The following is a 24616-nucleotide window of genomic DNA, read 5'->3' as shown; positions in this document are numbered from 1 at the left end:
AAGTGGGGCGAATTATAGACACCTGAGATCTGCCGTCAAGCGTAAATTCTGCTTTTCCATCAATTAGTTAGGAAAGGGCCGGAAACGCGTCTTTCCTTCTATATAAAGTGCACCTCTATATAGAAGGAACAACTTAAAGCACCCCGGCTTCCTTGAAGGCGGCCACCGCACCAGCATCCAGGCCCAACACCCGCTGCAGCACCTCCAGCGTGTGCTCTCCCAACAAAGGCGGCGCATTACGGTATTCCACCGGTGTCTCGGACAGGCGAATCGGACTCGCCACTTGCGGCACCATGCCAGCGAGCGCATGGGGCAGTTCAATCGCCAGCCCTCGCGCCTTCACCTGGGGGTCGGCAAACATTTGCGCCAGGTCGTTGATTGGCCCGCAGGGCACGCCCGCCTGCTCGAGCTGCAACACCCACTCGGCGGTTGTCTTGAATACGGTCGCCTGGCGAATGAGAGGAATCAGCTCAGCACGATTGGCCACCCGCAACTTGTTGGTGGCGAACCGCGGATCGTCAGCCCACTGTGGCTGACCCGCCACCTCGGCAAACTTGCGGAACTGCCCATCGTTACCCACGGTAAGGATGAAATCACCATCCGCCGTTGGGAAATCCTGGTAAGGCACGATGTTTGGATGGGCATTGCCCAGGCGCTTGGGTGCATTACCGGTCGTCAAGTAGTTCATTGCCTGGTTAGCCAGACAGGCCACCTGGACATCCAGCAACGCCATATCAATGTGCTGGCCGCCGCCACTGTGATCCCGATGCGCCAGCGCTGCCAGAATCGCGACGGTCGAATACAGCCCGGTCAGTATGTCCGTCAGGGCGACGCCAACCTTCACCGGCCCCGCGCCCTCATCACCCTCAGGTCGCCCGGTCAGGCTCATCAAGCCACCAAGCCCCTGGATCATGAAATCGTATCCAGCGCGCTTGGCATAAGGGCCGGTCTGGCCGAATCCGGTAATCGAGCAATAGATCAGATTGGGATTGATAGCCTTGAGTGACTCATAGTCCAGACCATAAGCAGCCAGGCCGCCGACTTTGAAGTTCTCGATCAGGATGTCCGACTTGGCCGCCAGGTCGCGCACCAGCTTCTGCCCTTCAGGGCGAGTGAAGTCGATGGTCACCGATTGCTTGTTGCGATTGGCGGACAGGTAATAAGCCGCTTCGCTGGTGTTCTCGCCATAGGCATCCTTCAGGAAAGGCGGGCCCCAGGCGCGCGTGTCATCACCATTGCCCGGGCGCTCGACCTTGATCACTTCAGCGCCAAGGTCAGCGAGGATCTGCCCGGACCAGGGTCCGGCCAGCACGCGTGATAAATCCAGTACCCGCAGATGCGAAAGCGCGCCCATGGCCGTTCTCCTATTAGTAGAACGCCTGCAGGCCAGTCTGGGCGCGACCAAGTATCAGCGCGTGAACGTCATGCGTGCCTTCGTAGGTATTTACCACTTCCAGGTTGACCAGGTGCCGTGCAACGCCGAATTCATCGGAGATACCGTTGCCGCCCAGCATGTCGCGAGCCATGCGCGCGATATCCAGGGACTTGCCGCAGGAGTTGCGCTTCATCATCGAGGTGATCTCGACCGCTGCAGTGCCTTCGTCTTTCATACGACCCAGACGCAGACAGCCTTGCAATGCCAGGGTGATCTCGGTCTGCATGTCGGCCAGTTTTTTCTGGATCAACTGAGTGGCCGCCAAAGGACGCCCGAACTGCTGACGATCCAGGGTGTATTGACGAGCGGTGTGCCAGCAGAACTCAGCCGCACCCAGCGCGCCCCAGGAAATGCCGTAGCGGGCGGAGTTGAGGCAGGTGAACGGACCCTTCAAGCCGCGCACGTCCGGGAAAATGTTCTCTTCAGGAACAAACACGTTGTCCATGACGATTTCGCCGGTGATCGATGCCCGCAGGCCTACCTTGCCGTGAATTGCCGGTGCGCTCAGGCCTTTCCAGCCCTTCTCGAGTACAAAACCGCGGATATCGCCGGCATCGTCCTTGCCCCAGACCACAAACACGTCGGCGATCGGGCTGTTAGTGATCCACATCTTGCTGCCGGTCAGGCTGTAGCCGCCTTCGACCTTGCGCGCACGGGTGATCATCGCTCCCGGGTCGGAACCGTGGTTAGGCTCGGTCAGACCGAAGCAACCGATCCACTCACCCGACGCCAATTTCGGCAGGTACTTCTGTTTCTGCGCTTCGGTACCGAATTCATTGATAGGCACCATCACCAGCGAAGACTGCACGCTCATCATCGAACGGTAACCGGAGTCGACGCGCTCAACCTCACGAGCGATCAGGCCATAGCTGACGTAGTTCAGGCCACTGCCGCCGTATTGTTCAGGAATGGTTGCGCCCAACAGGCCCACCTCACCCATCTCGCGGAAGATTGCCGGGTCAGTCTTTTCATGACGGAAAGCTTCCAGAACACGCGGCGCCAGCTTCTGCTGAGCGAATTGCTCGGCGGTATCGCGAATCATGCGTTCTTCTTCAGTGAGCTGTTGATCCAGCAGCAGCGGATCGATCCAGTTGAAGCTAGCTTTACCGGCCATGAGCAAGTCCTCTCGAAAGGCATCAAATAACGTGGACTGATCCTAGGCCTGCTCAAGCGCAAGGGCAAACGAGGATTTTGCATACTGTTGTGCTAATTTCTCACTCCGTAACATCGCCAAAGTCGAATCATGCGATGGATTAGTGAGGTTGAGGTACATGCGCAGAAAGATCCCCAGTACAACCGCCTTGATCAGCTTTGAAGCGGCTGCGCGCCACGAGAGCTTTACCAAGGCAGCCCAGGAGCTTTCGCTGACGCAGGGCGCCATTTGCCGACAGATCGCCAGCCTCGAGGAGTTCCTGAGTGTCGAACTGTTCCGACGCTCTCGCCGCGGAGTGAAACTGACCGAAGCCGGGCTTTCCTACAGCCGGCGAGTGGCCACTCAGCTGGACGCGGTTGAGCGCGATACCTTGTCAGTGATGGGTCAGCAAGGCGCCAACGTCATCGAACTCGCGGTGGTGCCGACATTTGGCACACAGTGGCTGCTGCCTCGGTTGAAAGACTTCCAGCACAAGCATCCGGAAGTAACCGTCAACCTGACCAACCGGACCCGACCCTTCCTGTTTGCCGACACGGATTTCGATGCGGCTATCTACTTTGGCGACGCCGATTGGTCGGGTACTGAATCCCACAGGCTGATGGGGGAAAACCCGATGCCTGTTTGCAGCCCGCACCTGCTTGGACACCAGGATTCGCTGACACCCGACCAAATCGCAGAGTGTCCACTGCTGCAGCAGACCACCCGCCCCTATGCCTGGCGCCAATGGTTCAACTCGCAGCTCCTCAATATCCCGAGGGACATGACAGGGCCGCGCTACGAGCTATTCTCCATGCTCGCCCAGGCAGCGATGCACGAGATGGGCATCGCGCTGATACCGCCTTTCCTGATTCAGCGTGAGCTGGCGGAGAAACGCCTGGTGATTGCGAACCCGAATGCGCTATCGAGCATCAAGGCCTATTACCTCATGATTCCAGAGCGAAAGGTCGAATCGGCCTCTTTGAGGGCTTTTCGTGATTGGCTGGTCAATCAAGCGCAGGGCTATAGCTTAGAGTCCTAGCGGCTCAGAGCGATAAGTTGACCTCGTAGTCAGATAAAACAAAGCCCTACAGATATAAGTAATTGTCGCATTTAAGCAGACTGTACTTGAATGGAGCACAATCGTGCCACAAGCTTGTGCCACCGTGGCTTTGAGCCGGTATTACCTAGCGATAACTGCTCATTCACCTGACTCATGCGCAAAATCCAGAATCGTTCAAAAATTCCCTGCAGGCCCCGATTAACAAGGGCTGGGGTCGAATGCTTGCGACATTCGGTCACGGGGTGACTTGTAGTTAATTTTCCGTCACGCATCATAATCCCTTGAAGGGTGCAAAGTTCGCCTGCAAAATGCCGCGCCCCGCCCTGAATTAGCGGGATCGTGCTGATCGGCCGCCCCAGCTCGCACCATCCGAAGTGCCTGGGTTTACTCAATAAGATCACGCAGGAGATTTGACGTGCACATTGGTGTTCCTCTCGAAACCCAGACGGGTGAAACACGGGTTGCTGCAACCCCGGAAACCATCAAGAAGCTGATCGGCCAGGGTCATAAGGTCACTGTGCAAAGCGGCGCCGGCATCAATGCCAGTGTTGTCGACAGTGCCTATGAAGCGGCAGGCGCGATTATTGGCAGTGCCAATGAGGCGTTTGGTGCCGAGCTGATTCTCAAGGTGGTCGCTCCCAGCGACAGCGAACTCGCTTTGATCAAGAGCGGAACCGTTGTGGTGGGCATGCTCAACCCGTTCAGCAATGAAACCATTGCCAAGCTCGCCGAGTGCGGCGTTACCGCGTTTGCCCTGGAAGCGGCGCCACGCACCTCTCGGGCCCAGAGCCTGGACGTGCTGTCCTCCCAGGCCAACATCGCCGGCTATAAAGCCGTATTGCTGGCCGCTCACCACTATCCGCGCTTCATGCCGATGCTGATGACCGCTGCGGGTACCGTGAAAGCGGCGCGGGTGCTGATTCTCGGCGCAGGCGTGGCGGGTTTGCAGGCGATTGCCACAGCAAAGCGCCTGGGTGCAGTGATCGAAGCGTCTGATGTGCGTCCTGCCGTTAAAGAGCAGATCGAATCCCTCGGCGCCAAGTTTGTCGACGTGCCCTACGAAACCGATGAAGAGCGTGAGTGCGCTGTTGGTGTTGGCGGCTACGCCCGGCCCATGCCTGCCAGCTGGATGCAGCGCCAGGCCCTGGCCGTTCACGAACGCGCCAAGCAGGCGGACATTGTCATCACCACCGCACTGATTCCGGGCCGCAAGGCACCGACATTGCTGAGCGCGGAAACCGTGGCGCAGATGAAACCAGGCTCGGTGGTCATCGACCTCGCCGCAGCCCAGGGCGGCAACTGTCCGCTTACCGTGGCGGACCAGGTAGTAGTCGAGAATGGCGTGACCATTTGCGGCCCGACCAATCTGGCCGGCGCGGTCGCGGCGGATGCTTCGGCACTGTACGCACGCAACCTGCTGGACTTCCTGAAGCTGGTCTTCAACAAGGAAGGCCAGTTCGAGATCAACCTCGAAGACGACATCGTCGCCGCGTGCCTGATGTGCCGCGACGGCCAAGTCATCCGCAAAAACGCCTAAGCAGGGATTCAGACGATGGAAGAGCTTATCTCCCCCGGTATCTACAACCTGATCATCTTCGTGCTGGCGATTTATGTCGGTTACCACGTGGTCTGGAACGTTACGCCTGCACTGCACACCCCCTTGATGGCGGTGACCAACGCCATCTCGGCGATCGTGATTGTCGGCGCCATGCTGGCTGCGGCGCTCACCGTAACTCCGCTGGGCAAGACCATGGGCACCCTGGCCGTGGCCCTGGCGGCAGTGAATGTGTTCGGTGGCTTCCTGGTCACCCGCAGGATGCTTGAGATGTTCAAGAAAAAAGCCCCGAAAGTCGTAAAAGAAGAGGCGCCCAAGTAATGAGCATGAACCTTGTCACGACGCTCTACTTGATCGCGTCCATCTGCTTCATCCAGGCCCTCAAAGGGTTGTCCCATCCGACAACCTCCCGACGCGGCAACCTGTTCGGCATGCTCGGCATGGGCCTGGCGATCCTCACTACAGTAGGCCTGATCTACAAGCTGGGCGCTGAGCTCGCCACTGCGGGCATCGGCTACGTCATTGTCGGCCTGTTGGTCGGCGGCACCGCCGGCTCGATCATGGCCAAGCGCGTTGAAATGACCAAGATGCCGGAACTGGTCGCCTTCATGCACAGCATGATCGGCCTGGCGGCTGTATTCATCGCCATCGCAGCGGTGGTCGAGCCGCAGTCCCTGGGCATCGTCAAGCAGCTGGGCGATGCAATCCCTGCGGGTAACCGCCTTGAACTGTTCCTTGGCGCAGCTATCGGTGCAATCACCTTCTCTGGTTCGGTGATCGCATTCGGCAAGCTCTCCGGCAAGTACAAGTTCCGCCTGTTCCAGGGCGCACCCGTGCAGTTCGGTGGCCAGCACAAGCTGAACCTGCTGCTGGGCCTGGCGACGCTGGGCCTGGGCATCACCTTCATGCTCACCGGCAACCTCGGTGCCTTCGCACTGATGCTGGCCCTGGCTTTCGTCCTGGGCGTGCTGATCATCATCCCGATCGGTGGCGCGGACATGCCGGTGGTAGTGTCGATGCTCAACAGCTATTCGGGCTGGGCGGCGGCAGGTATCGGTTTCTCGCTGAACAACTCGATGCTGATCATCGCCGGCTCGCTGGTGGGTTCGTCCGGTGCAATCCTCTCGTACATCATGTGCAAGGCGATGAACCGTTCGTTCTTCAACGTATTGCTCGGTGGTTTTGGCAACACGGCAGACGCCGGCCCTGCAGGCGCCAAGGAAGCTCGTCCGGTCAAATCCGGTTCGGCTGACGACGCAACCTTCCTGCTGACCAACGCCGATACCGTGATCATCGTTCCGGGCTACGGCCTGGCGGTCGCTCGCGCGCAGCATGCGCTCAAGGAACTCACCGAGAAGCTCACTCATCGTGGCGTGACCGTGAAGTACGCCATTCACCCGGTGGCGGGTCGGATGCCTGGGCACATGAACGTATTGCTGGCCGAGGCCGAAGTGCCCTACGACCAGGTGTTCGAGATGGAAGACATCAACTCTGAGTTCGGCCAGGCCGACGTGGTGCTGGTGCTCGGGGCGAACGACGTGGTCAACCCCGCGGCGAAGAACGATCCTAAATCGCCCATTGCCGGCATGCCAATTCTCGAGGCGTTCAAGGCCAAGACCATCATCGTCAACAAGCGCTCGATGGCCAGTGGTTATGCCGGGCTGGACAATGAACTGTTCTACCTCGACAAAACCATGATGGTGTTCGGCGACGCTAAAAAGGTCATCGAGGACATGGTCAAAGCCGTCGAGTAAAACCTGCTCCAGCGCAATACCCAAAACCTCAGCCTTTAGTAGGCTGGGGTTTTTTATTGCCTGTAAAAATCCCCGCCAACCCGACCAAAGGCTCTAAATCAGCGGTCTGCATTCGACCATGGTAGCGGGAGGATTTTTCTGGAAATCACTAAACTGCCCACCTTGCTTCCGTTGCCCGAGATAACAATCCATGTACCGTGATCGTATTCGCTTGCCTTCGTTGTTGGATAAGGTGATGAGCGCCGCTGACGCCGCCGCTTTGATTGAGGACGGCATGACCGTCGGCATGAGCGGCTTCACCCGCGCGGGCGAAGCCAAGGCCGTGCCCCACGCACTCGCCGAGCGCGCCAAAATCTCTCCGCTGAAAATCACCTTGATGACCGGCGCCAGCCTGGGCAACGACCTCGACAAGCAGCTCACCGAGGCTGGCGTGCTATCGCGGCGCATGCCGTTCCAGGTGGACAGCACCCTGCGCAAGGCCATCAACGCCGGCGAGGTCATGTTCATCGACCAACACCTTTCGGAAACCGTCGAGCAGCTGCGCAACCAACAGCTCAAGTTGCCGGATATCGCCGTCATCGAAGCCGTAGCGATCACCGAACAGGGCCATATCGTGCCCACCACCTCGGTAGGCAACTCGGCCAGCTTCGCGATTTTCGCCAAACAGGTCATCGTCGAAATCAACCTTGCACACAATCCAAACCTGGAAGGTCTGCACGACATCTATATCCCGACCTATCGCCCGACCCGCACGCCCATTCCGCTGGTAAAGGTGGATGACCGCATCGGCAGCACGGCCATCCCGATCCCGCCGGAAAAGATCGTGGCGATTGTCATCACCAATCAATCCGACTCGCCATCCACCGTCTTGCCGCCGGACGTGGACACTCAGGCCATCGCCGATCACCTGATCGACTTCTTCAAGCAGGAAGTCGCTGCCGGGCGCATGACCAACAAGCTTGGCCCCTTGCAGGCCGGCATCGGCACCATCGCCAACTCGGTGATGTGTGGCTTGATCGATTCGCCGTTCGAAGACCTTACGATGTACTCGGAAGTCCTGCAGGACTCGACATTCGACCTGATCGACGCCGGCAAGCTGAGCTTCGCCTCGGGCAGCTCGATCACTCTGTCAGCCCGGCGCAACAGCGACGTGTTCGGTAACCTGGAGCGCTACAAGGACAAACTGGTCCTGCGCCCTCAGGAAATTTCCAACCACCCGGAAGTCGTACGTCGCCTCGGTATCATCGGCATCAACACGGCGCTTGAGTTCGATCTGTACGGCAACGTCAACTCGACGCATGTCTGCGGCACCCGAATGATGAATGGCATCGGCGGGTCCGGCGACTTCGCACGAAATGCCCACCTGGCAATCTTTGTGACCAAGTCGATCGCCAAGGGCGGCGCGATCTCCAGCGTAGTCCCGATGGTCAGCCACGTTGACCATACCGAGCACGATGTCGACATCCTCGTGACCGAAGTGGGCCTGGCTGACTTGCGTGGCCTTGCACCCAGGGAGCGCGCACGGGTCATCATCGACAATTGCGTGCACCCCGACTACCGCCAGGCCCTGGATGACTACTTCACCGCGGCCTGCGCCATCGGCGGGCATACCCCCCACATCCTGCGAGAAGCACTGCGCTGGCACATAAACCTGGAAGAAACCGGCAGGATGCTGGCCGTGTAAATAGTACAGATAGCCGCTGGCGCAAACACAGTTTCGCCAGCGACCGATTGAAAAGCGTCTAATCGAATAAAACTGTACTACTGTACTGGTTATTTCCTACGGAAAAGTCCCCAACGTATGGGCATCAACGGCACAATTGCACCAATAAAGTGCCGACAAGTACAGTTGCCTCAATTTAGACCAGTACACCCCCTATTAACAGTTAACTGGTACCTCACAATACAGTTGAACTGTATCTACAGGGACTGGCCAAACGAGAGGATCATTGGCATCAGTTAAACCACTACCTAATCCCGCCACAAGCGGAAGGATGTCAACCATGGAACGTACACTCAGTTCCGAACTGTTCTTCGAAGATACCGCTGCAAAAACCCAGGCTTCGATGCCTCTTCGCGTTATCGCCAACCTGATGTTGTGGCAGCGCCGCATCTCCAGCCGCCATCAACTGGCTCGTCTGGATTCGCGTCTGCTGGCCGATGCCGGGATTAGCGAAGCACAACGCTACGAAGAGCTGAGCAAGCCGTTCTGGCGCTAAGTAGCGTCGCTGGCTCTGACCTGCAGGGTCCACCGCCAGCAACCCGAATTGCACAAACAAGACCCGTCGCCGGAAACCGCGACGGGTTTTGTCGTTTCAGGCCCCTGAAAAACTCAACCAGTACAGTTGTTTAAGCAGTGAATACTGCTAGTACAGTTCCGCAGGAGCTGCCGAAGGCTGCGATTTTTTGACGTTGGCGTGGCGAAACAAAGATCCATAAATCGCTACCTTCGGCAGCGCCTACGCAAGGTTTCTTCGGTGTTGGACTGTTCGAACCGGCCCACCCCGGCCTAATATCCGGGGAGAACGTGGCGAATGCTGCAAAACAGACGTCCCACTAAACAAGCCACCTCCCAATCCGGTTCATTTTAAGGAGTTACACCATGTCCCGTCTTCGTCTGCTCAGCGCTGCAGCCCTGCTCGCCGTGGCTGCCAATTCCCACGCCACCAGCTTCATCGTGACCACCGATGCCGTCGTCGGTGCACTCAAAGCCACTTCCGATGCGACTTCCGACGTAACCTCCTCCTTCCGCGATGACAAGATCGTCCGTGCCGCGCGCGATGACGCTGCCAGCTTCGTAGCCAGCGAAGGTTCGATCCGAGGCGTGAAGCTGGAAAGTGCTCTGGACCACATTCGCCACCAGGCACCTCAGCTGAACGCAACCGACGCACAACTGGCCCAGGCTATCCTGACCATCTGACTCGGATGATTGCTATGGGGCGCGCAAGTCGTGTCCCATTGTTTCAGCGCTGGCTCTAAAACAGGCATTACGCTAGCCTTCGGACTCGTTTTCCAACTATCGAGCCTCATGCGTTTTCTTTCAAATCTGTTGATCACTCCGGTATTAATGGCCATCGGCTGGTCGGGATCTGCCCAAGCCTACGACGCCTTCAATCTGTCCACCCAGGGCATCGTCGCCAGCGGCTATGCCACGAGCATGGTGACCTCGGCCCCCTTCGACCGTAAGCTACTGCTCGCAGCACAGGATGACGCTGCCGCCTTCCTCGCCACCGATGGAGCATTGCTTGGCGCGCGCCTGGAGTCCGCACTGGTTTATCTGCGTCATACACGGCCAAAACTTCATGCAAGCGACCTTGAACTGGCGCAGGCAATTCTCGTCCAATAGTTATCCTTGTCCTTCCGGAGTCGTTCCATGCGTAACCCGCTGATTGCCGCCACCCTTGGCCTGCTGTTGCTGGCCGACCTGGCCCAGGCGCAAACCCTGGTAGCCACCAGTAACATCGTTATTCGTGCCAGCCAGCGCACGCTTGATTTCACCTCGGACACCACCACGTCGATCCGTGATTCTAAAATTGTTCGCGAAGCCCATGACGATGCCGCCAGTTTTGTGGCCAGCGATGGCGACATTCGCGGAGCACACCTTGAAGCCGCCTTCGATACCTTGCGTACCCGCGTGCCCGAAGCGCGCGACGCCAGTGACCAGGTTCTCGCCGAAGCCATCCTCGCACTGTGAGGTCGGTAGGCGCCTGGCTGCTGGCCGGGGTCGTGTTGCTGCTTGGCAACACGGCTCAGGCTGACCTGCAATTACGGCTCAAGACCACAGGCCTGAGCCCCGCACAACAACAGGCCAGCCAGGCGCTCCTTGATGAAGCCATGCAGGCGTTACCGCCACAGTTCATCCAGCAACTGGACCGTCGCATCGACGTTGGCTGGACCGACGACATGCCCGCCAATGCCTATGGCCAGGCGTCACTGGTTTCTGAGCTCGACCTGAACCGCAACCTGCTCGACAGTCTCACGGACGGCAGTGCCGCCAGCAAAAAAACCTATCGCCCCCACGGCACCGTGCGCCGGGAGATGCTCGCCACGGTGTTGCACGAGCTCACGCACATCTATGACCGCTCCCGTCTCTGGACGGGGACCGAGCGCACGCTGATCCAGCGCTGCACCCGGCGCAACAGCAGTGCCGGGCTGGTCGGCATGCCAGACGAGTGTCGCGGCCAGAACGACCGCCGCTTCACCCTCAGCGACGATCCACGCCTGCTTGATCTTGCTGGCTGGCAACAATATGTCGGTCGCCGTGGTGAGCGTGAACAGCACAATCGCCAGATCGCGCGCAGCCCGGACATTTACGAGACGAGCAGCCCGAAGGAGTTTGTGGCGGTCAACATGGAGTATTTCCTCCTCGACCCAAGCTACGCCTGCCGTCGCCCGGCGCTCTATCGCTACTACCAGGAACACTTCGGCTGGGCCCCCGCCGCCAAGGAGACCTGCGCCAAATCTTTCGCCTTCCTCAATGCAGGCAACGATTTCGCCAAGCAACCCCTGGGTCAGGTAGACCCGGAACGGGTTTACGCCGTGGACTATCTGCTGGCCGAGGCCAATCAGAACTGGGTCAGTCGCTGGGGCCACAGCATGTTGCGCCTGGTGATTTGCGCGCCCGGTCGACCGCGGGGGCCGGATTGCCGCCTGGATCTTGATCAACACCTGGTGCTGTCATACCGCGCCTTCGTCGGCGACGTGCAGCTGTCGAGCTGGGACGGGCTGGTCGGGAAGTATCCGTCACGCCTGTTCGTACTGCCGCTGGCCCAAGTCATCGACGAATACACCAAAACCGAGTTGCGCAGCCTGGCCTCGATCCCGCTGACCCTGTCGCGCAAAGAGATCGAAGAAGTGGTCGAGCACGCGGCCGAGATGCATTGGAGTTACGACGGCAACTACTTTTTCCTGTCCAACAACTGTGCAGTGGAAGGGCTGAAACTGCTACGTAGTGGCACCAACAACAAGCAATTGGTGGGCCTGGACAGCATCATGCCCAATGGGTTGCTGGAAGTGCTCAAGGGTCGCGGGCTGGCCGATACCAGCGTCCTTGATGATCCGCGCGAGGCCTTGCGCCTGGGCTATCGCTTCGACTCGTTCCGCGACCGCTACCAGGCGATGTTCGAGGTGCTGAAAAAGCATTTGCCAATCAAGCAGGAGAACGTCGAGGACTGGCTGGCGATCAAGGCTACAGAGCGGCGCCAGTGGATCGACCAGGCGGACCTGCGCACCAGTGCCGCCCTGCTGCTGCTCGAGCAGGCAGCGTTCCGGCAACAACTGGTGCTGGCGCAGGATGAGGTCAAGCAACGCTATCTGGGCGCGCGGGAATTGAAGAACGGCGGCATGGACAAGGCCAACGCCACGCTGCAGCAGATTCTTGCCAACAGCGGGTTCCTGAGCCGGCCGGCGGAATTGCTGGGTACTGGCGGTTACGGATTGCCGCAGCCAAGCGAGTGGCATCGCCTGGAATCGGAAAGCAGCCTTCGGCAGAAACAGCTTCAGGTGCTGACCGGCGATCTGGACAAGGAAGTCAGAGCCCTGCTGGACCCGGCCCGGGCAGCCGAGATGGCGGAGAATGAAGCCAACCTGAAGCAGCTTGGCGAACATTTACGCAAATTGCACAAGGCAGCCGGAGGGCTGGAACTGCCTTGAGCAAAAGCCGCTGACAGGCGTCAGATTCGAGCCTTGCGCACGCCTTCGGACAAGGCTGCGCAAAGGCTCAGTACGCCGTCGATCGCCTGGTCGGGAGTGGAGGCATTGGCAATGTGATCGATCAGTGCCGAACCCACCACTACACCGTCCGCAAGACGCGCGATCGCCGCCGCCTGCTCTGGCGTGCGGATGCCGAAACCAATGCTGATTGGCAGGTCGGTATGGCGGCGCAGGCGAGCGACGGCCTCTTCCACGTGTTCCAGGGTGGCCGCGCCTGCACCGGTCACACCGGCTACCGACACGTAGTACACGAAACCAGAGCTGCCGTTCAGCACCGTTGGCAGGCGCACATCATCAGTAGTCGGCGTGGTCAGGCGGATGAAATCCAGGCCGGCAGCCTGTGCCGGATCGCACAACTCACCGTTATGCTCAGGCGGCAGGTCAACCACGATCAGGCCATCCACGCCGGCAGCTTTGGCGTCTTCAATGAACTGCGGCACGCCATACATGTGGATCGGGTTGAAGTAGCCCATCAACACCAGCGGGGTCTCAGCATTGCCTTCACGGAACTCGCGAACCATCTGCAGGGTTTTCGCCAGGTTCTGTTTGGCGCCCAAGGCACGAATGTTGGCCAGCTGGATCGCCGGGCCATCGGCCATCGGGTCGGTAAACGGCATGCCCAGTTCGATGACGTCGGCACCCGCGCCGGGCAGGCCCTTGAGGATCGCCAGCGAAGTGTCATAGCTTGGGTCGCCGGCGGTGACGAAGGTCACCAGGGCAGCGCGATTCTGTTCCTTGAGTTCGGCAAAACGCGTTTGCAGGCGGCTCATGAGTGTTTCTCCTGCTTGGATTGCATGTGTTGGGACTGCTCCATGTGGTGCATCACGGTCTGCATGTCTTTGTCGCCACGGCCGGACAGGTTGATCACCATCAAGTGATCTTTTGGCAGCTTAGGCGCACGCTTGAAGACTTCAGCCAGGGCGTGGGCGCTTTCCAGCGCAGGAATGATCCCTTCCAGGCGGCAGCACTTATGAAATGCATCCAGGGCTTCGTCGTCAGTCACCGAGGTGTACTGCACGCGGCCGATGTCATGCAACCAGGCGTGTTCCGGACCGATACCGGGATAATCCAGGCCAGCGGAAATCGAGTGAGCGTCGATGATCTGGCCGTCATCGTCCTGCAGCAGGAAGGTGCGGTTGCCGTGCAACACGCCCGGAACCCCACCGTTGAGGCTCGCCGCGTGCTTGCCGGTTTCGATCCCGTGGCCGGCCGCTTCAACGCCGATGATTTCAACGCTCTGGTCGTCGAGGAACGGGTGGAACAGGCCCATCGCGTTGGAACCACCGCCGATGCACGCCACCAGGCTGTCTGGCAGGCGGCCTTCCTGGGCTTGCAGCTGGTCCCGGGTTTCCTTGCCGATGACGGCCTGGAAATCACGCACCATGGCAGGGTAAGGGTGCGGGCCAGCCACCGTACCGATCAGGTAGAAAGTGCTGTCGACGTTGGTCACCCAATCGCGCAGCGCCTCGTTCATCGCGTCTTTCAAAGTGCCGGTACCGGCAACGACTGGAATGACTTCGGCACCCAACAGCTTCATGCGGAACACGTTGGCCTGCTGACGCTCGATGTCAGTAGTGCCCATATAGATCACGCAGTCCAGACCGAAACGCGCCGCGACTGTGGCGGTCGCCACGCCGTGCATGCCGGCACCGGTCTCGGCAATAATGCGTTTCTTGCCCATGCGCCGCGCCAGCAGGATCTGGCCAATGCAGTTGTTGATCTTATGCGCGCCAGTGTGGTTCAGCTCTTCGCGCTTGAGATAGATTTTCGCACCGCCACAGAACTCAGTGAGACGCTCGGCGTAGTAGAGCGGGCTCGGACGACCGACGTAGTCGCGCTGGAAGTACGCCAGCTCTTCCTTGAAGGCCGGATCTTCCTTGGCCAGTTCATATTCACGGGCCAGCTCGAGGATCAACGGCATCAAGGTTTCAGCAACGTAACGGCCGCCGAAGCCGCCGAACAGGCCGCTGGCATCGGGGCCACTGCGCAGATTGGTCTGGGTCATGAGTTGCTCCAGTTGAATTCGTGTGATGACAATGACGCTCACTTTACCCCTGACGTCCTGCACTGAAAACCGATAAGATCGCTACAACCTGTCAGGAAAACTCACATATCCCATGAGCCATGACCTCCCGCCGTTAAATGCCCTTCGCGCCTTTGAGGCCACTGCGCGCCTGAACAGCGTGAGCCAGGCTGCCGAGCAGTTGCACGTCACCCATGGGGCAGTTAGCCGGCAATTGAAGGTACTCGAGGAACATCTGGGCGTCAGCCTGTTCATCAAGGACGGGCGCGGCTTGAAACTCACAGATGCAGGCGTTCGACTGCGAGATGCCAGCAGTGAAGCGTTCGAGCGCTTGCGTACGGTTTGCGCAGAGTTGACTCAAAGCACCGCCGACGCGCCTTTCGTGCTGGGCTGTTCGGGGAGCCTGTTGGCGCGCTGGTTCATTCCGCGCCTGGGCCGACTGAATGCAGACCTGCCGGACCTGCGCCTGCACCTTTCAGCGGGCGAAGGTGACCTCGATCCACGGCGCCCCGGTCTGGATGCCTTGTTGGTATTCGCCGAGCCGCCCTGGCCGGCGGACATGCAGGTGTATGCCCTGGCCAGTGAACGGATCGGCCCGGTAATGAGCCCGCGCTTCGCCGGTTATGCACATTTGCAGAATGCACCGGCCAGCGCACTGCTCGGTGAGCCGTTATTGCACACCACCTCCCGCCCGCAAGCATGGCCAAGCTGGGCACAGCAAAGCGACCTCAACGCCAAGGCACTGACGTACGGACAGGGTTTTGAGCATTTGTATTATTTGCTGGAGGCGGCAGTAGCAGGGCTGGGCGTGGCAATTGCACCTGAACCGCTGGTGATCGAAGATTTGAAGGCGGGTCGCCTGGTTGCACCATGGGGTTTCACTGAAACGACGGCGCAACTGGCGTTGTGGTTACCCAAGCGCGCCGCAGACGGGCGCGCCAGGCAGTTGGCGCAGTGGCTTAAAAACGAGCTGCGCCAAGCGGATTAGTCACCACGTTTGCACAGCAGATAAGCGGCCAGCAAACCCAGTGCACCGACAGCGACACCGGCTGTCGTCCAAGGGTGTTCCTGAGCGTAGTCACGAGTGGCAATCCCGGTTTCACGGGTTTTGACTTTGACTTCTTCGTAGGCATCGCTAAGCAGGTGGCGCGAGTGCTTCAGCGCGCTCTCAGCGTTGGCTTTCAAGACTTTCAGGGTTTTGCGCGACTCGTCCGAGGCGTCGTCCTTCAGGCTTTCCAAAGACTTCAGAAGACTCTCGATCTCGGCTTCCATGCTTTGCAATGAGGCTTTACGTAAAGAGGTGTTGGCCATGGTGGCTCTCCTGCATTGGTGATGAGTGGCGTGTGTTGATTGGGACTACAGCCGTTTGAGAAAGTGCAGTAAATCTGAACTTCTGTATCGAGTTGACCGACAGAAGTAATACGAAAATTCACTGCTAGTCTGTATTTCATACCCCAAGGAGAACGCCATGACTGATCACCATACGTACAAAAAAGTCGAACTGGTCGGCTCATCTGCCACCAGCATCGAAGACGCGATCAACAACGCACTGGCCGAAGCAAGCAAGACCATCAAGCACCTGGAATGGTTTGAAGTGACCGAGACCCGTGGGCATATCGAGAATGGTCGGGCCGCGCATTTTCAGGTAACACTCAAGGTCGGCTTCCGGATTGCCAGCAGCTGAGTTTGAGCTAGTCTTCTGAACTTGCGCGCTGGCCGAATGCCATAGGGAATGGCAAAAGCGCTACATGAGTGCACCCCTGTGAAACTTGGGTGCCCCTATTATCCGACCAGAGAATGCATCCGATGAAGAAGTTTATTTTGGCGGTAGGTCTGCTGAGCCTCGCCGGTACAGCATTCGCAGCTGGCAAACCGTGCGAAGAGCTCAAAGCCGAAATCGCCGCGAAGCTCGATGCCAAGGGCGTTTCTGGTTACTCGCTGGAAATTGTCGATAAAGGCGCTGCGGCTGGCGGCCAGGTCGTTGGCACCTGCGAAGGTGGCGCCAAGGAAATCGTCTACAAGAAGTAAGCGGGTTGCGCCGCACTCAAAGCCGACGCAATGGCGTCGGCTTTTTTACGCCTGGCGTCTGAGTGTCAGCCTTTCATGACCTGCGCCAACAGCTCGTAGGAATGCACGCGATCGGCATGTTCATACAGGTCGCAGGTGAAGATCAGCTCATCCGCCTGGGTTTGCTCGATCAGCACCTCCAGTTTGGCGCGAATTTTCTGCGGGCTGCCAACCATCGCCAGGCCGAGGAAATCAGCCACCGCCTCCTTCTCATGGGGCAACCACAGACCGTCCATGGTTTTAACCGGTGGACGCTGCACAAGGCTCTGGCCACGCATCAGCGCGAGGATTCGCTGGTAGACCGACGTCGCCAGGTAATCGGCTTGCTCGTCGGTATCGGCAGTCACCAATGGCACGCCCAGCATCACGTATGGCTTGTCCAGCACCGCAGAAGGCTTGAAATGATTGCGATAGACGCGAATCGCCTCATGCATGAAGCGCGGTGCGAAATGGGAAGCGAAGGCGTAGGGCAAACCGCGTTCACCGGCCAGTTGCGCACTGAACAGGCTTGAACCCAGCAGCCACACCGGAACATTTGTGCCCGTGCCAGGCATGGCGATGATCCGTTGATCCGGCGTGCGGGGCCCCAGGTAGCGCATCAGCTCCGCCACGTCAGACGGGAAATCGTCGGCGCTGCCGGAGCGTTCCCGCCGCAGCGCGCGGGCGGTCATTTGATCGGAACCGGGCGCACGCCCCAGACCGAGGTCGATACGGCCGGGGTAAAGACTTTCCAGAGTGCCGAACTGTTCGGCAATCACCAGAGGCGCGTGGTTGGGCAGCATCACGCCGCCGGAACCGACACGAATGGTCGAGGTACCACCTGCCAGGTAACCCAGCAAAACCGAGGTGGCCGAACTGGCGATGCCGTCCATGTTGTGGTGTTCGGCCACCCAAAAGCGGTTGTAGCCGAGTTTTTCGACATGCTGTGCCAGGTCGAGGGAATTGCGCAGGGACTGGGCCACACTGCCGTTTTCCCTTACAGGTACAAGGTCCAGGGTAGAAAACTTTACGTCGGTCAATCGTTTCATAAACCTGCTTCTCCAATCGGGGGGAGCAGGTTTTTTCTTGCGAACGAAAACCTGCCGAATCCATAAGCGTGTTTCATGCAATGAGGGCATATACCCGAGTTTCAATAGCCAAGGCAAAAAAACCTACGAAAATGGTAGGACTTTTCAGATCGGGTGAACTTTGCACCTGCGTCTATCCTCAGAACCCTAGCAACCGAAAACCACGAAGGCGCGACGATTCGCGCCCGATCTTGAGGAGGCAGACATGGCTATCACAAAGAAAGCATCGGCTCATTGGGAAGGTGACCTGAAAACCGGTATCGGCTCGATTTCCACGGAAACCGGCGTACTGCGCGAAGCCCCCTATGGCTTCAAGGCCCGTTTCGAAGGCGGTAAAGGTACCAATCCGGAAGAATTGATCGGCGCGGCCCACGCAGGTTGTTTTTCCATGGCCTTTTCGATGATCCTCGGCGATGCCGGGCTCAAGGCTGACAGCATCGATACCAATGCCGAAGTGACCCTGGACCAGGTTGATGGAGGGTTTGCGATCACGGCGGTGAAATTGATCCTGAAGGCGAAGATCCCGGGCGCCACTCAGGAGCAGTTCGAAGAATTGAGCAATAAGGCCAAAGAAGGCTGCCCAGTGTCCAAAGTGCTGAATGCCAAGATTACTCTGGATGCGACCCTGGTCGGCTAAATTGGCCCAGGCGTGACAATGATCGCAGCCTGCAGTCGCTTTTACCCAGGTAAAAGTGACCATGGGCTGCGATCTTTTTTGTCCTGAAACAAAACCAGCCAGGTCAAACTGTGGTCGAATAAATGACAGCAGCTCTAGCGCACGACCGTGCGCGCTGCCAGAAAAGGAGCTTCACATGAAACGTTTTGCCTTGGCGATCATCTGCGGTGCACTGGCGACTTCGGCCATGGCGGCGCCCAAGGATTGCGAAGAACTCAGGAAAGAGATCGAAATCAAGATCCAGGCCAATGCAGTGCCTTCCTACACGCTTGAAATCGTGTCCCGGGAAGAAGCCGAGAAGCATGACGTGGCCATGGTTGTGGGGACCTGCGAAAACGGCACCAAAGCCATCGTGTACCAAAAGAACGATAACTGATCCGACTTACATCAGGCAGTTGACCTCCCGGTCCTCGGCCACGATCTCGCGCTTGGCGTTATACAACCTGGCGCTGGGGGTGAACGCCAGATTCCGGGCCTCCAGCAGATAACGCTGGCCAGCCTCGAAATGGTCGTAGTTGATGGTCAGGTAACACAGGCGCTCTACCGGCCCGGTCATCAGGCTCCCGCCGCCGCCAAATACCTCGAAGTCGAAACGTACCAGCAGTTCATGGCTGCCCGGGGCGACCTGGAAAAAGCGGCCATCGCGCAACCGCTGCTTATCCAGGCGCTCGGCCATCAGCAACTTGCCACCAGGACTCGGCGTCGCGAAGTCTACCCACGCCATCTGCGGATTGATGGCTGGCATCGGGCTTTGGCAACCGGCGACGACACTGGCGGCGAGCAATAGCAGCAACCTGCGCATGATAAATGTCCTAGGGCGTAGACATTCAGCATAGCGCCGATCAAGTACGCTGGCAGCCTGCCGGTGCGCCTTGGCCTACGACTTTGCGCTGTTGATCGTAGAGTTTGGCCCATGGCCTGAAGCCGATGTTGCCCGCTTGCAGCTGATAACGTTCGCCGGCGTTGAAATCCTTGAATTTCACATGCAGTTGGCAATCGCGCCACAACGGCTCGGCGTCAGGACCGATGTTGGCAGGGTCGACCGGGAACTGATAACGCACGGTCAATTCGTGGCTGCCGGGCTCAACCTCGAAGTAACGCTTGTCTGTGGAAGCTTTGGCATCGACCTGCAATGCTTGCAGCGCGGTGTCTTCCTGCTGCGAGTCGAGGTCGACCCAGGCCTGGGATGGATCGTGATGAGGCAATCCGAATCCAGCACAGCCTGTCAGCATCAACAGGCCGCCCGTCAGCATCAATTTGCGCATAGCGGAGCTCCAGTGCGGCGGGATAGTCTTGCGGGCAGACTTTCCAGGAATAATTTCATTTTGATCAGGCCTTTTCCAAGCCATGGGTTACTTGATCGCGTTTTACGCATTTTGTTTCCGGGTGTGCTGCTTTTGTTGCTCAATGGCTGCGCCAGCGTCAGCTATTACAGCCAATTGGCCAGCGGACAGTTGCAGCTGTTGCGCTCTCGGGAGCCTGTGTCCGAAGTGATCGCCGATCCCCGGCGCGACCAGCAGCTACGCGCGCATCTGACCCAGTCGCAAAAGGCCCGCTCGTTTGCCAGCGATCATCTGCGCCTGCCGGACAACCAGAGTTACCGCCTGTATGCCGACATCGGTCGCCCGTTTGTGGTCTGGAACGTCTTTGCCACACCTGAGTTTTCCCTGGCAGCGCAAAATCACTGCTTTCCGATTGCCGGCTGCGTGGCCTATCGCGGTTACTACAGCCAGGGTGCAGCCCGCGGCGAGGCTGCCTTGCAGCGACTGCAAGGTATGGACGTTTCGATTGGCGGCGTCGAGGCCTATTCGACGCTCGGCTGGTTCAACGATCCAATCATCAGCTCCATGATGAATTGGGGCGACGAGCGGCTGGCAACGTTGATCTTCCATGAGCTCGCCCATCAACGTCTTTATGTCAAAGACGACACCGAATTCAACGAGTCCTTTGCGACATTCGTGGAGCAGGAAGGCACCAGGCAATGGCGCGCCTTGCGTCGCCTGCCTCCGGATAACGGCGCACAAGCCCGGCAACGTGATCAATTCATCGAACTGGTACTGGCGACCCGGTCGCGACTCGAACAGCTCTACGCCCTGCCTCTGCCACCTGACCAAATGCGCCAGCGCAAGGCGGCGGAATTTGAACGGTTACGCGCTCAATACCGCAGTGTCCGTGACAGCCAGTGGGCAGGAGACAAACGTTATGACGCCTGGTTCAACGCCCCGCTGAACAACGCCCGGCTGCTGCCATTCGGCTTGTATGACCAATGGGTGCCGGCGTTCGAGGCGCTGTTCCGACAGGCGCATGGGGACTGGCCTGCTTTTTATGCGGCCGCAGAAAAACTCGGAGCACTGCCGGTGGCAGAGCGCAAGGCGGCGCTGAAGGTGTTGGCAGGACCATGAGAATTTGCAGCTGCGCTGCAAGTACGCCATCGCGGGCAAGCCTTTACAGCGATGGCGTACTGTTTAGCCCCGCAAAAACGCCTGATGCAGCTCATCCAGCGTTTCGAAATGATAAGCAGGGCTTTGTGCACTCAGCTCCTCACGGCTGCCAAAACCATACCCCACCGCAGCCGCATCCAGACCGTTGCTGCGCGCGCCGATGAGGTCGTGCTTGCGGTCGCCGATCATCAGGGTGGTGGTCGGGTCCAGACCTTCTTCGGCCATCAGGTGAGCAAGCAGCTCGACCTTATTGGTGCGGGTACCGTCCAGTTCACTGCCGTAGATCACCTTGAAATGTTTGGCGAAATCAAAATGCCGGGCAATCTCACGGGCGAAAATCCATGGTTTGGAGGTCGCGATATACAGCTGGCGGCCCTGCCCGCCGAGGGTTTCCAGCAGAGGTGTAACCCCGTCGAAGACCCTGTTTTCATACAATCCGGTGACCTTGAAGCGCTCACGGTAAAAATTCACCGCCTCCCAGGCCTTGGGCTCGTCGAAGTCGTAAAACTGCATGAAGGCCTGCAGCAATGGCGGACCAATAAAGTGTTCAAGCCGGGAAAGGTCGGGCTCGTCGATCCCCAGTTTGGCCAAGGCGAACTGAATCGAGCGGGTGATGCCCTCGCGAGGGTCGGTCAGCGTGCCATCAAGGTCGAACAAAACGTTCTGGTAATGCATGTGCAATCCTGAGTTGAGTGTGCCGGGTCAGAGCTGGTCGTAGCCTTCAGCCAGGTGCAGGTCCTTGAGCTTCACGTAGTTCGCCGCGCTGTAAGTGAAAAAAGCGCGTTCCTTGTCAGTCAGCTCACGAACCTGCTTCACCGGGCTGCCTACATAAAGAAAACCGCTTTCCAGACGTTTTCCAGGCGGCACCAGGCTGCCTGCACCGATGATCACATCGTCCTCGACCACCGCACCGTCCATGACAATACTGCCCATGCCAATCAATACCCGGCTGCCCACACTGCACCCGTGAAGCATGACCTTGTGCGCGATGGTCACGTCGTCGCCGATCAGCAACGGGAAGCCATCAGGATTAAATGGGCCGGCATGGGTGATGTGCAGCACGCAGCCATCCTGGACACTGGTACGCGCACCAATGCGGATGCGGTGCATGTCGCCACGAATCACCGTGAGCGGCCAGACGGAACTGTCTTCGCCGATTTCGACGTCACCGATAACCACCGCCGAACTGTCGACAAAAGCGCCCTTGTCCAGTGATGGCGTGTGGTTCTGATACTTGCGAAGCGTCACGATAGGCTCTCTCTCTGTTGCTGATAGCTGCGGTCGGCGTCGATTGTAATTAAGATGGGGCAATGTTTCTTCCAGCCAAGGTGCCAACCGTGAGCGTGAACAACCCTCTTTTGCAGTCCTATGACCTGCCGCCGTTCTCCGCGATCCGTGCCGAGCACGTGCAACCGGCCATTGAACAGATCCTGGCGGATAACCGCGCCGCCATTATCGAGATCCTCAAGACCCAGGGCAAACAACCCACCTGGGCCGGCCTGGTGTTGGCGATGGACGAATTGAACGATCGCCTGGGCGCCGCCTGGAGCCCTGTCAGCCACCTGAATGCGGTGTGCAACAGCGCTGAATTGCGCGAAGCCTACGAGTCCTGCCTGCCAGCCTTGAGCGCCTACTCCACCGAGATGGGCCAGAATCGCGAGCTGTTCCAGGCCTTCGAAGCATTGGCCAACAGCCCGGAAGCTGAAGGATTCGACGTTGCTCAGAAAACGATCCTGGAACACTCGCTACGCGACTTCCGTCTGTCGGGTATCGACCTGCCGGAAGCCGAGCAGAAGCGTTACGCTGATGTACAGAGCAAGCTGTCGGAGCTGGGCAGCCGCTTCTCCAACCAGTTGCTTGACGCCACCCAGGCGTGGACCAAGCACGTCACCGATGAGGCCAGCCTGGCCGGCCTGACGGATTCCGCCAAGGCGCAGATGGCCGCCGCCGCGCAGGCCAAGGGGCTCGATGGCTGGCTGATCAGCCTGGAGTTCCCGAGCTACTACGCAGTGATGACCTACGCCCACGACCGCGCCCTGCGTGAAGAAGTCTACGCCGCCTACTGCACCCGTGCTTCGGACCAGGGCCCAAATGCTGGCCAGAACGATAACGGCCCGGTCATGGAAGAAATCCTCGACCTGCGCCAGGAGCTCGCCAAACTGCTGGGCTTCGCCAGCTTTTCAGAACTGAGCCTGGCCACCAAAATGGCCGAGTCCAGCGACCAGGTCATCAGCTTCCTGCGCGACCTGGCCAAGCGCAGCAAGCCTTTCGCTGCCCAGGACCTCGAACAGCTCAAGGCTTACGCCGCCGAACAAGGCTGCCCGGACCTGCAAAGCTGGGACAGCGGTTTCTATGGGGAAAAACTGCGCGAGCAACGTTACAGCGTTGCCCAGGAAACACTTCGCGCCTATTTCCCGATCGATAAAGTACTCAGCGGCTTGTTCGCTATCGTGCAGCGTCTATACGGCATCGAGATCGCCGAGCAGAAAGGTTTCGACACCTGGCACCCGGATGTACGCCTGTTCGAGATCAAGGAAAATGGTCAGCACGTGGGCCGGTTCTTCTTTGACCTGTATGCCCGCGCCAACAAGCGCGGCGGAGCCTGGATGGACGGCGCCCGAGATCGTCGTCGCACCGCTGGCGGTTTGCTGCAGAGTCCCGTGGCCAACCTGGTGTGCAACTTCACGCCAGCCGACAGTGGCAAACCAGCCCTGTTGACCCACGATGAAGTGACCACGCTGTTCCACGAATTCGGCCACGGCCTGCACCACCTGCTGACCCGCGTCGAACACGCCGGCGTATCCGGCATCAACGGTGTGGCCTGGGATGCGGTCGAACTGCCAAGCCAGTTCATGGAGAACTGGTGCTGGGAGCCCCAAGGGCTGGCATTAATCTCGGGTCACTACGAGACCGGCGAACCGTTGCCTCAGGACCTGCTGGAAAAAATGCTGGCCGCGAAAAACTTCCAGTCCGGGCTGATGATGGTCCGTCAACTGGAGTTCTCGCTGTTCGATTTCGAGCTGCACGCCACCCACGGTGATGGCCGCAGCGTACTGCAAGTACTCGAAGGGGTGCGTGACGAAGTCTCGGTGATGCGTCCACCGGCCTACAACCGCTTCCCCAACAGCTTCGCGCACATCTTCGCCGGCGGATACGCGGCGGGTTACTACAGCTACAAGTGGGCTGAAGTGTTGTCCGCCGACGCTTTCTCCAAATTTGAAGAAGACGGCGTACTCAATGAACAAACCGGTCGCGCCTTCCGCGAGGCGATCCTGGCACGCGGCGGTTCCCAGGAGCCTATGGTGCTGTTCGTCGACTTCCGTGGCCGTGAGCCATCGATTGACGCACTCTTGCGCCACAGCGGCCTGGGTGAGGACGCAGCAGCATGAGCGAGGGGCCTGTGATTACCAAGAGACGCTTCATCGCCGGCGCAGTTTGCCCGGCTTGTAGCGAGCCGGACAAGCTGATGATGTGGAGCGAAAACGACGTTCCCCATCGAGAATGTGTGGCTTGCGGTTATGCCGACACCCTCAATGAACAAGGTTTGTCAGTGCCCAAGGAATTGGGCACCCGGGTCAACACTTCAGCACTGAAAGTCGCGGACGCGAAAGTTCAGGCGGTGCAGTTTTTCCCGAATCCAAAATTAAAAAAGAAGCCTGACGAGCCACAATGAGTTACCGCCACCCTTTACCCG

At 58.9% G+C, this 24616-nt stretch carries 28 protein-coding genes; 18 read left to right on the top strand and 10 right to left on the bottom strand.

Features of this window, described 5'->3' with window-relative positions; genetic code table 11:
- Positions 1-133: 133 nt before the first annotated feature.
- Positions 134-1354, bottom strand: coding sequence for a CaiB/BaiF CoA transferase family protein (locus tag HYI44_RS06420; protein WP_045059066.1), 1221 nt, complete (start codon positions 1352-1354; stop codon positions 134-136).
- Between the two features lie 13 nt (positions 1355-1367).
- Positions 1368-2549: an acyl-CoA dehydrogenase gene (locus HYI44_RS06415; protein ID WP_045059067.1), complete on the bottom strand. Its 1182-nt coding sequence runs from the start codon at positions 2547-2549 to the stop codon at positions 1368-1370.
- A 157-nt stretch (positions 2550-2706) separates the two neighbouring features.
- Here HYI44_RS06415 and HYI44_RS06410 point away from each other — a divergent pair, with 157 nt between their 5' ends.
- From HYI44_RS06410 to HYI44_RS06365, 10 genes are all read left to right on the top strand, one after another.
- Positions 2707-3606, top strand: a complete 900-nt coding sequence (locus tag HYI44_RS06410) for a LysR family transcriptional regulator (protein ID WP_225568983.1) — start codon at positions 2707-2709, stop codon at positions 3604-3606.
- A gap of 436 nt (positions 3607-4042) precedes the next feature.
- Positions 4043-5164, top strand: a complete 1122-nt coding sequence (locus HYI44_RS06405) for a Re/Si-specific NAD(P)(+) transhydrogenase subunit alpha (RefSeq protein WP_045059069.1) — start codon at positions 4043-4045, stop codon at positions 5162-5164.
- Positions 5165-5179: 15 nt separating this feature from the next.
- A complete protein-coding gene (locus HYI44_RS06400; protein ID WP_007947884.1) occupies positions 5180-5503 on the top strand; it encodes an NAD(P) transhydrogenase subunit alpha in 324 nt (107 codons plus the stop codon).
- The gene (locus HYI44_RS06395; protein WP_122840839.1) at positions 5503-6936 is read left to right on the top strand and encodes an NAD(P)(+) transhydrogenase (Re/Si-specific) subunit beta; all 1434 of its coding nucleotides are present in this window, start codon (positions 5503-5505) and stop codon (positions 6934-6936) included. The genes HYI44_RS06400 and HYI44_RS06395 overlap by 1 nt, the downstream gene beginning before the upstream one ends.
- A 190-nt stretch (positions 6937-7126) precedes the next feature.
- Positions 7127-8620, top strand: coding sequence for an acetyl-CoA hydrolase/transferase family protein (locus HYI44_RS06390; RefSeq protein ID WP_225568982.1), 1494 nt, complete (start codon positions 7127-7129; stop codon positions 8618-8620).
- Positions 8621-8939: 319 nt separating this feature from the next.
- Positions 8940-9155, top strand: coding sequence for a DUF1127 domain-containing protein (locus HYI44_RS06385; protein ID WP_007902752.1), 216 nt, complete (start codon positions 8940-8942; stop codon positions 9153-9155).
- A gap of 383 nt (positions 9156-9538) precedes the next feature.
- Positions 9539-9856 (top strand): DUF2388 domain-containing protein, encoded by a 318-nt coding sequence (locus tag HYI44_RS06380; RefSeq protein ID WP_045059072.1) that lies wholly within the window; start codon positions 9539-9541, stop codon positions 9854-9856.
- A gap of 108 nt (positions 9857-9964) precedes the next feature.
- On the top strand, positions 9965-10282 hold the full coding sequence (locus HYI44_RS06375; RefSeq protein ID WP_122840841.1) for a DUF2388 domain-containing protein: 318 nt from the start codon (positions 9965-9967) through the stop codon (positions 10280-10282).
- Between the two features lie 27 nt (positions 10283-10309).
- Positions 10310-10630 (top strand): DUF2388 domain-containing protein, encoded by a 321-nt coding sequence (locus tag HYI44_RS06370; RefSeq protein WP_122840842.1) that lies wholly within the window; start codon positions 10310-10312, stop codon positions 10628-10630.
- Positions 10627-12588, top strand: coding sequence for a DUF4105 domain-containing protein (locus HYI44_RS06365; protein ID WP_225568981.1), 1962 nt, complete (start codon positions 10627-10629; stop codon positions 12586-12588). Before HYI44_RS06370 ends, HYI44_RS06365 begins: the two co-directional genes overlap by 4 nt.
- Positions 12589-12608: 20 nt before the next feature.
- Here the strand turns inward: HYI44_RS06365 and trpA are convergent, their stop codons facing one another.
- On the bottom strand, positions 12609-13418 hold the full coding sequence (gene trpA / locus HYI44_RS06360) for a tryptophan synthase subunit alpha (RefSeq protein ID WP_225568980.1): 810 nt from the start codon (positions 13416-13418) through the stop codon (positions 12609-12611).
- Positions 13415-14653 carry a tryptophan synthase subunit beta gene (trpB, locus tag HYI44_RS06355; RefSeq protein ID WP_225568979.1) on the bottom strand — a complete coding sequence of 413 codons (1239 nt, stop codon included), beginning with the start codon at positions 14651-14653 and terminating at the stop codon, positions 13415-13417. Before trpB ends, trpA begins: the two co-directional genes overlap by 4 nt.
- Positions 14654-14765: 112 nt before the next feature.
- Between trpB and HYI44_RS06350 the strand changes: the two genes are divergently transcribed.
- A complete protein-coding gene (locus HYI44_RS06350) occupies positions 14766-15659 on the top strand; it encodes a LysR family transcriptional regulator (protein ID WP_122840850.1) in 894 nt (297 codons plus the stop codon).
- On the opposite strand, the gene HYI44_RS06345 is transcribed toward HYI44_RS06350, so the two are convergent.
- On the bottom strand, positions 15656-15982 hold the full coding sequence (locus HYI44_RS06345; RefSeq protein ID WP_045059079.1) for a DUF883 family protein: 327 nt from the start codon (positions 15980-15982) through the stop codon (positions 15656-15658). The genes HYI44_RS06350 and HYI44_RS06345 overlap by 4 nt on opposite strands.
- A gap of 157 nt (positions 15983-16139) precedes the next feature.
- Here HYI44_RS06345 and HYI44_RS06340 point away from each other — a divergent pair, with 157 nt between their 5' ends.
- Together HYI44_RS06340 and HYI44_RS06335 are read left to right on the top strand one after the other, a co-directional pair.
- Positions 16140-16355 (top strand): dodecin, encoded by a 216-nt coding sequence (locus tag HYI44_RS06340; RefSeq protein WP_045059080.1) that lies wholly within the window; start codon positions 16140-16142, stop codon positions 16353-16355.
- 122 nt (positions 16356-16477) lie between these two features.
- Entirely contained in the window at positions 16478-16699 is a 222-nt protein-coding gene (locus tag HYI44_RS06335; RefSeq protein ID WP_045059081.1) for a DUF1161 domain-containing protein, read from the top strand.
- 65 nt (positions 16700-16764) lie between these two features.
- Here the strand turns inward: HYI44_RS06335 and HYI44_RS06330 are convergent, their stop codons facing one another.
- Entirely contained in the window at positions 16765-17766 is a 1002-nt protein-coding gene (locus tag HYI44_RS06330; protein ID WP_225568978.1) for an LLM class flavin-dependent oxidoreductase, read from the bottom strand.
- A 244-nt stretch (positions 17767-18010) separates the two neighbouring features.
- On the opposite strand from HYI44_RS06330, the gene HYI44_RS06325 reads away from it, so the two are divergent.
- Entirely contained in the window at positions 18011-18442 is a 432-nt protein-coding gene (locus tag HYI44_RS06325; RefSeq protein ID WP_122840852.1) for an OsmC family protein, read from the top strand.
- A 175-nt stretch (positions 18443-18617) separates the two neighbouring features.
- Entirely contained in the window at positions 18618-18857 is a 240-nt protein-coding gene (locus HYI44_RS06320) for a DUF1161 domain-containing protein (RefSeq protein ID WP_045059084.1), read from the top strand.
- A gap of 6 nt (positions 18858-18863) precedes the next feature.
- Here the strand turns inward: HYI44_RS06320 and HYI44_RS06315 are convergent, their stop codons facing one another.
- Both HYI44_RS06315 and HYI44_RS06310 read right to left on the bottom strand, forming a co-directional pair.
- On the bottom strand, positions 18864-19283 hold the full coding sequence (locus HYI44_RS06315; protein ID WP_201147186.1) for a hypothetical protein: 420 nt from the start codon (positions 19281-19283) through the stop codon (positions 18864-18866).
- 40 nt (positions 19284-19323) lie between these two features.
- Entirely contained in the window at positions 19324-19746 is a 423-nt protein-coding gene (locus HYI44_RS06310) for a hypothetical protein (RefSeq protein ID WP_122840854.1), read from the bottom strand.
- 60 nt (positions 19747-19806) lie between these two features.
- On the opposite strand from HYI44_RS06310, the gene HYI44_RS06305 reads away from it, so the two are divergent.
- The gene (locus tag HYI44_RS06305) at positions 19807-20883 is read left to right on the top strand and encodes an aminopeptidase (RefSeq protein WP_225568977.1); all 1077 of its coding nucleotides are present in this window, start codon (positions 19807-19809) and stop codon (positions 20881-20883) included.
- A 63-nt stretch (positions 20884-20946) separates the two neighbouring features.
- Here the strand turns inward: HYI44_RS06305 and HYI44_RS06300 are convergent, their stop codons facing one another.
- Complete coding sequence (locus HYI44_RS06300) at positions 20947-21597, bottom strand: HAD family hydrolase (protein ID WP_225568976.1); 651 nt, start codon at positions 21595-21597, stop codon at positions 20947-20949.
- 27 nt (positions 21598-21624) lie between these two features.
- Entirely contained in the window at positions 21625-22170 is a 546-nt protein-coding gene (locus tag HYI44_RS06295) for a gamma carbonic anhydrase family protein (protein ID WP_122840857.1), read from the bottom strand.
- Positions 22171-22232: 62 nt separating this feature from the next.
- Here HYI44_RS06295 and prlC point away from each other — a divergent pair, with 62 nt between their 5' ends.
- Together prlC and HYI44_RS06285 are read left to right on the top strand one after the other, a co-directional pair.
- Positions 22233-24311, top strand: a complete 2079-nt coding sequence (gene prlC / locus HYI44_RS06290) for an oligopeptidase A (RefSeq protein WP_225568975.1) — start codon at positions 22233-22235, stop codon at positions 24309-24311.
- A complete protein-coding gene (locus HYI44_RS06285; protein ID WP_122840858.1) occupies positions 24308-24595 on the top strand; it encodes a YheV family putative zinc ribbon protein in 288 nt (95 codons plus the stop codon). The genes prlC and HYI44_RS06285 overlap by 4 nt, the downstream gene beginning before the upstream one ends.
- Positions 24596-24616: the final 21 nt, after the last annotated feature.

Origin of the sequence: Pseudomonas sp. Y24-6 (assembly GCF_020295325.1) — a bacterium.
In the GTDB taxonomy this organism is placed as follows: domain Bacteria; phylum Pseudomonadota; class Gammaproteobacteria; order Pseudomonadales; family Pseudomonadaceae; genus Aquipseudomonas; species Aquipseudomonas gregormendelii.
This window is presented reverse-complemented; position numbering and strand designations above follow the sequence as displayed.